The organism is Kribbella sandramycini, assembly GCF_013131805.1.
In the GTDB taxonomy this organism is placed as follows: domain Bacteria; phylum Actinomycetota; class Actinomycetes; order Propionibacteriales; family Kribbellaceae; genus Kribbella; species Kribbella sandramycini.
Genome location: NZ_JABJRC010000003.1, coordinates 941,146 through 947,656, shown reverse-complemented (window position 1 = coordinate 947,656; position 6,511 = coordinate 941,146). Strand labels below are relative to the sequence as shown.

Sequence of the window (6,511 nt, the reverse complement as noted above, 5' to 3'; positions counted from 1 at the left end):
GCCCCAGGCGCGGCGAGCCGCTACTCCGCACAGTTGGTGAGTGCCGGCGGTCCGCCCCCGCCGAGCCACGCAGGTCGTGCGGACCTCGCCGCCACCCACAAACGCGGCACCGCGTGGTAGCACCCGCACTCACGCGAACGCGGCGTGGCGGTACAGCACAAACCGGGCGACAGCCCGTTCTCGCGCGAAGCGCGCACGCGGACTGGCGGGGTAGGACGCCGCGGGCGTTAGCCCGCAGTTTCGGGCGGTAGCCCGCACGTCGCGCGGAGCGGTGGGCGCGGGCGGTAGCACGCACCGTGTGGGGGTGGGTGGGAGTGGCGCGAGCGGGGCGACGGACGAGCCTCGCGTAGGCGGCGCGTGGGGCTTCGCCCGCCTGACAACTACTCGGGGCGGAGGATGGTTAGGGGGACTTGGACTGTTTGGGGTTGGGCGGCTGGGCCGGTGGTCCAGGCTCGGCCGAGGCGGGGGGTGGCGCGGAGGACGGAGGGGCCGAGGCGGACGCCGATGAGGTCGCCGTCGGACATGGAGCGGGCTTCGAGGAGGAGGCCGCGGCGGGCTCGGCGGGCGGCGGAGGCCCAGCCGGAGAGGCCGGACTGGAAGCCGTCGGTGGTGGCGGCGAAGATCAGGGCGAGGCCTTGGTCGCGGCCGGAGACGACAATGTCCTTGAGGATTTTGTCGGCGGCCGCGGTCATCAGGAGGTCGGCGTCGTCGATGACGATGACCTTGGGGCCGGTGAGGCCGTCGAGGGCGGCGCGGAGGATGTCTTCGGCTGGGTCGGCCTGGCTCATCAGGGCGACCTGGGGGTGGCGTTGGAGCATCCGCAGCGGCGATTCGCGGGGGGTGATGACGACGAGCGAGGAGCCGGCGGCGAGCAGGGAGACGGCCAGGCAGGAGAGGGCGTTACTGCGGCCCGAGCCGGGTGATCCGAGGACGGCGTACGACGAGCCGATGCCGGCCAGGTCGACGCCGATCGCGCCGCCTTCGTCGCCGCCGAGACCGACCAGGCCCCAGAGCGGACGCCGATCCTCGGCGGCAACCTTCTCGTACGCCTCGGCGAACTCGACCGCCGTCGGCAGTTCGGCGATCGTGAACGGACGCCGAGCCGCCGCGACCTTGAAGTCGCGCTTGGCGGCCTCGGCCGCGATCGCGCGGATCGCCTCCACCTGCGCCGAACCGCCACCCTCGGCGAGGACGGCGACCTGCGTCTCGGTCGCGGTCAGCACATGCCACCCGCGCCCCGAGCCGACCATCGCCGGTACCTTCGCCAGCCGCAGGCCCGCGGCCTGGTAGTCGGTCCGGTCCGCCTGGCGGAGCAGGAGTTTGTGGTCGTTGTGCGACGAGAGCCGCCCACCCAGCAGCGACCGTTCGGACGTCGCGATCAGGTGGATCCCCAGCGCACCGCCCTCCCGCAGCAACCGCAGTACTTCGCTGAACAGGTTCCCGCTGTCATGGTCGTCGAGCATCGTCGACAACGCATCCCAGCCGTCGATCAACACCATGATGTGCGCCGGCCGCTTCGCCTTCGGCAGCGCCTTGCGCAGCTCGGTCAGACCGGTTGCATTGTGCTGCCCAGCCAGCTCCTGCCGCTCGGTCAGCTCCTGGTTGAGCCGCCGCAGCAGTCGCGTCATCCGCTCCATGTCGTGCCGCGAAACGACCGCGCCGCAATGCGGCAACGACTCCAGCGGCGCCAGCGCGCCACCGGCCGCGTCGATCCCGTAGATGTGTACGTCGGCCACACTCAAGTACTTCGCCGCCGACGCCGCCATCGTCCGCAACGTCTGCGTCCGCCCCGACCGCGGCGCACCGATCACATACAGATGCCCGAACGTGTCGAAGTCGATCCCCGCCACCCGCTGCTGCTGCAGAGCCGGAATGTCCTCCAGCGCGTACGGCGCGAACATCTCCCGCTCGCTCGTGTCCGGCAGATCCGTCAACAGAATCTGCGAACCAAGCGCCGGCTGCCAAGGCTTCGGCTGGACGGCGAAGTCCGGCAACTCGGTCGACGCCTCCCGCAGCGCCTCGACCAACACCTGCAGGTCCGTCACCGGTACGGTCGCAGCGGCCTCCTCGACCTCTTCCTCGACCTCCCGCTCCACCGGCCGCCCCAACGCCTCCCACGGCAGTTCGGTCACCAGTACGCCGGCTGGGTCAACCGGCCCACTCGGCTCCGCCTCGTCCTTGCGCTCCGCACCGACCCACGCCGTCTGGAACAGATCGGCCAACCGTGGCCCCCGCCGAATCAGCGCGCGCCCCGGGATCCCGGTGCTGATCGACGCCGCCTCGTTGACGTCGACGACGTCCTGGCTCTCCGACTGGTCGGTCACCCGCAGCGCGATCCGCAGGTTCGTGTTCGCCCGGATATCTCCAGTGACCACACCAGCCGGCCGCTGCGTCGCCAAAATCAAGTGAATCCCCAGCGACCGCCCCCGCTGCGCCAGACTGATCAGCCCGGGCACGAAGTCCGGAATCTCCGCCACCATCGCGGCGAACTCGTCGATCACCAGCAACAAGCGCGGCAGTCGCGCGATCGACGGATCCGCCGCCCGCTTGATCTGGTAGTCGACCAGATCCTTCGCGTCCGCCGCGGCCAGGATCCGCTCCCGCCGCCGCAGCTCGGCGTCCAGCGAGATCAGCACCCGCTCGACCAGATGCGAGTCGAGGTCGGTCACCATCCCCAACGTGTGCGGCAGCCCGGCGCACTCCTTGAACGCGCTGCCGCCCTTGTAGTCGACCAGAACGAACGTCAGCTCATCCGGCCGGTTCGCCACCGCAAGTGACGCGACCATCGTCTGCAACAGCTCCGACTTACCCGAGCCCGTCGTCCCGGCGATCAGGCCGTGCGGCCCGTCCGCGACCAGGTCGACCACGAACCGCCCGTCGAAGTCGGTGCCGAGAACGAACGACGTACTGGCCGGACGCCGACGCCACCGCTCGAGAATCGTGGTCGGCGCCGGCGGCTCCAGGTCGAGCTCGTCGAGCAGCTTGACCTGCTTCGGCAGACCGGCGTCGTGGTCCGGGCTGATGTCGCGCACCGGCGCGAGCGCCCGCGCGATCTGCTCACACCACTCCGGCGTCACGAGATCGGCCCGCACGTTCTCCTGGTCCGGAATCCCCGGACGTCGGACAGTCAGCGTCTCCGCCTCGGCCGCGATCACCGCGCCGCACTCCTCCGGCAGCAACCGCTCGTCCCGGTCCAGGCAAACGGAGTACACGCCGACAGCAGGCCCATCGGTCAGCACCTGGATGAACCCCGGTACGTCGCGCAGTCGCCGCGACCCATCCGCGATGACGACGATCTCGGTCTCCGGCAACTGCTTCTGCGCCGACTGACCTTCGGCCGCGATCCGCCGATGCCGCCCCTGGACCTGCGCGATCAGTTCACTGATCCGGGCGTACGTCGTCGTCTCGTCATTCGCGATCAGAACCGCCGCACCAGCCTTGTCCGGCTGCATCTGCGGCAGCCAGCGCACCCAGTCCCACTCGTCGACGGTGTCCTCGTCCGCGAGCACCACGATCCGCAGCGCCTGCGGCGAATGCAGTACCGCGGCCTGAATCGCCAGCCACCGCGACACCCCGCGGATCGTCGCCGCCGGCCCCGCGATCCCCACCACGCCGTGTTGCCGCAACGGCACCGCGATCGGCGCATCCGGGATCGTCCACCGAATCGTCCGGTGGTTCTCCTCGCGCCCTTGGTCGTCCAGCTCCTTCAGCGACGACTGGTCCGCCGTCCCCAACCGAAGTAGCAGGTAGTCCGGATCGGTACGCCGACGCTCCCACAGCCGGCTGCCCGGACGCGTCGCCAGCTGCGCGATCCGCACCGGGTCGGGCGCGGTCACGTTCCGGATCAGCCGCTCCCGGCCGACCGCGGCCTCGATCTCCTCCTCCAACGCGGCCATTCGGGCGAAGTACCGCTTCCGGGCCTCGATGTGGTCAGCGCGGCCGGTCTTCCGGGCGCTGAAGTAGTTCATGCCCATCATCATCGGGCTGAGCATCGTGAAGACGAGGAAGTAGTACGAGTTGAACAGCCCGACCATCACCAGACCGAGCACGACGGGCGCCATCACCACCGGCCACGGGAACGGCCGCTTCTGCGGCGGCGCCGGCGGGTTCGGCAGGCGGACCTTCTCGTCGTCCAGGTGCGGCGCGAGCCGCGGCGGGCGGTTGTAGTCCAGCGTGAAGCCGTCGTCGGCGACGCGGACGGCGGCCTGCGGCTCGAGCGCGCCGCTGCAGCGCAGCAGCACCGTGCCGATCGCCAGGTCCTCGTCCGGCGGCCACTCCCGCACCTCACCGACCGCGGCATGACCAGGGTTGATCACCCGCTGCGGCTTCTCCGGATTGCCGACGGTCTCGTCGTCGTGCACCCGGATCGCCGTCGTCGCGGCATCGTCCTCAGGCGGCCCGATCTGCCGGCTCGCGACATCCCCGGTCAGATCGTCGGTGCGGTGCCAGAACGCCTCACCGGCCGGCCCGACGGTCACCCACAGGCCGCCCTCGGGTACGTCGGCCCCGGTCAACCGGATCGTGCAGAGCGGATCCGACCCGATCTCATGACTCCCCGGACCGACCCGCCAGACCCGACCCGCCTGCGGCCCGGACACCGCATGCAACTCGACCACGACCGGCGCAGGCCCGGTTGGCCGCCGCTGCAGCAGATCCGGTACGTCGATCGGCCCACCGAGCCCGATCACCCCACCGGTCCGAACGCCGGACCCAGCTAGCGGAGCCGTCGGGTCGAGGAGCCGTCGCCCGAGGAACAACGGCGTCCCCGGGCGGCCGAGGCCTTCGGCCAGACCGGCGACCGACAGACCGCGCGGAACCCGCACGAGCCGGTCGGCGCGCTCGCCGGAGCGGGCTTCGACAGTGGTGAGGTTCAGCTCCACGAGGCAGCCTTCCGGGTTGGCTCACCGGCGTCGGCGGCGGACGCCGAGACGCCGATCGTGCCGGCCGGCATCCGCAGGTCGTCCAGGTCGTCGAGCGGCTCGGCCGTGGTGAATGAGGTGTCGGTGCCGAAGTCGTGCGGCGGCAGACTGCGGATCGAGCGCTGCACAGCCCTTGCCAACGGCAACGGATCGATGCGGAGCCACTCGGCCGCGCCGTGCAGTCGCAGACTCTGATCGGGCAGCGCTTCGACCAGCCGGCTGCTGCCGCGGGCCGGGCCGAGACTGAGCAGTCGGCGTCCGGAGGGGAGCGGGACATGCAGCGGCTCGGCGCCGACGATGAACCAGGCGCCGAGCCGGACCACGGCCTGCGCGAGCGGCAGCCCGTCGTGTTGCGAATGGATGCCCTCGGCAACCTCGATGGCGCCGACCGGCAGCCGGACGTCGAGCTGCGCCGCGATCGCCTGGACGACGGGCCGCGCGATCCGATCGACGCCGTACACCGAGAGACTGCGCGGGCCGGAGAGCAGGTCGATCATCAGGACGGCGGTGCCGCCGCTGTCGGTGCCCAGACAGACGAGCAGCGGCGTCTCGGCGCGGCGGGCGGCTGGCTCCGGCACACTGTCGCGGTCGATCCACCACAGCCGCGGATCCTGGTCGTCGTGCTGCCAAGGCGCGGGCAGCGGCGCGTGCGCATCCGGTCCGGCGACGAGCACGCCGACCCGCTTGCGCGTCAGGGCGACGGCGTACGGGGCGTACCCGGGCAGAAGGTTGGCGGCGGCAACAATCACCTGTTCGGCGGCGACCCAGGCCTGCTGGTCGCGTAACACCTGGCCGAGCAGGCGGAGCCGGCGCTTGTACCGGCGGCGGGCCGCGATCGGCTCGACGAAGGCGTTGACCGTCCGGCGGGTCTCGCGCTTGATCCAGCGGCCGAGCTTGCGCCAGCCGCCGAGCCGGCGGACGAGCAGGTTGACCAGGACGATGACGAGCAGCGCGAGACCGACGTACCCCAGGAACGCCCGCACCCCCGAGCTGCCGAACACGTTCATGCAGCCGCTCCGGCCCAATCTCCTCGCGTCAGCTCGGCGCGAATCTGCCGAACGGCGTTGTGGGCCCGTGATTTCACCGTCCCCAGCGGGACGCCGAGCACGGCCGCGACCTCTTCACCGGCATGCCCGAGCAGATGGATCCGGGCCACCACCTCACGATGCGCAGGTGACAACCGGGCCAGCAGGTCGACGACGAGGCGGCGGTCCGTCACCTCCTCCGCGGGGTCGGATTCGCGCGCCTGTTCGAAATCGGCGGCGTCCAGCCCGACCGGGACGGCGCGGCCCTCGCGGCGATGCTGGTCGACGACGAGGTTGCGCGCCACCCGGAACAACCACATCCGGACGGGCCGGTCCTGCCATTCGATCCGCTCGGCCAGCTGCCAGGCGCGCAGCAGGGTTTCCTGCACGACGTCCTCGACGGCATGGCTGTCGCGGCCCAGGATGCTCGTCACATACCTGCGCAGGCTGTCTCGTTCGGCCAGACACAAATCGATGACGATGGTCCGGCGCGCGCACTCGTCGATGATGGATCTCCCTCGTGGGCGACTCGTTGGAGGACCCCCAGATCAGTCGCCAAAGTAAACT

The 6,511-nt window shown here is 70.9% G+C and carries 3 protein-coding genes; all 3 read right to left on the bottom strand.

The features are described from left to right. Positions 1-380: 380 nt before the first annotated feature. The 3 genes from HPO96_RS18080 to HPO96_RS18070 are packed head-to-tail and all read right to left on the bottom strand — an operon-like array spanning position 381 to position 6,414. On the bottom strand, positions 381-4,880 hold the full coding sequence (locus HPO96_RS18080; protein WP_171674601.1) for an FtsK/SpoIIIE domain-containing protein: 4,500 nt from the start codon (positions 4,878-4,880) through the stop codon (positions 381-383). After that, the gene (locus HPO96_RS18075) at positions 4,871-5,926 is read right to left on the bottom strand and encodes a hypothetical protein (protein WP_171674600.1); all 1,056 of its coding nucleotides are present in this window, start codon (positions 5,924-5,926) and stop codon (positions 4,871-4,873) included. The genes HPO96_RS18080 and HPO96_RS18075 overlap by 10 nt, the downstream gene beginning before the upstream one ends. Continuing rightward, positions 5,923-6,414, bottom strand: coding sequence for a sigma-70 family RNA polymerase sigma factor (locus HPO96_RS18070; protein ID WP_238355159.1), 492 nt, complete (start codon positions 6,412-6,414; stop codon positions 5,923-5,925). The genes HPO96_RS18075 and HPO96_RS18070 overlap by 4 nt, the downstream gene beginning before the upstream one ends. Positions 6,415-6,511 lie beyond the last annotated feature (97 nt).

Excerpts from the sequence above, each read along its gene's own strand:
- HPO96_RS18075 (WP_171674600.1), bottom strand. The coding sequence starts at position 5,926 with ATGAACGTGTTCGGCAGCTCGGGGGTGCGGGCGTTCCTGGGGTACGTC.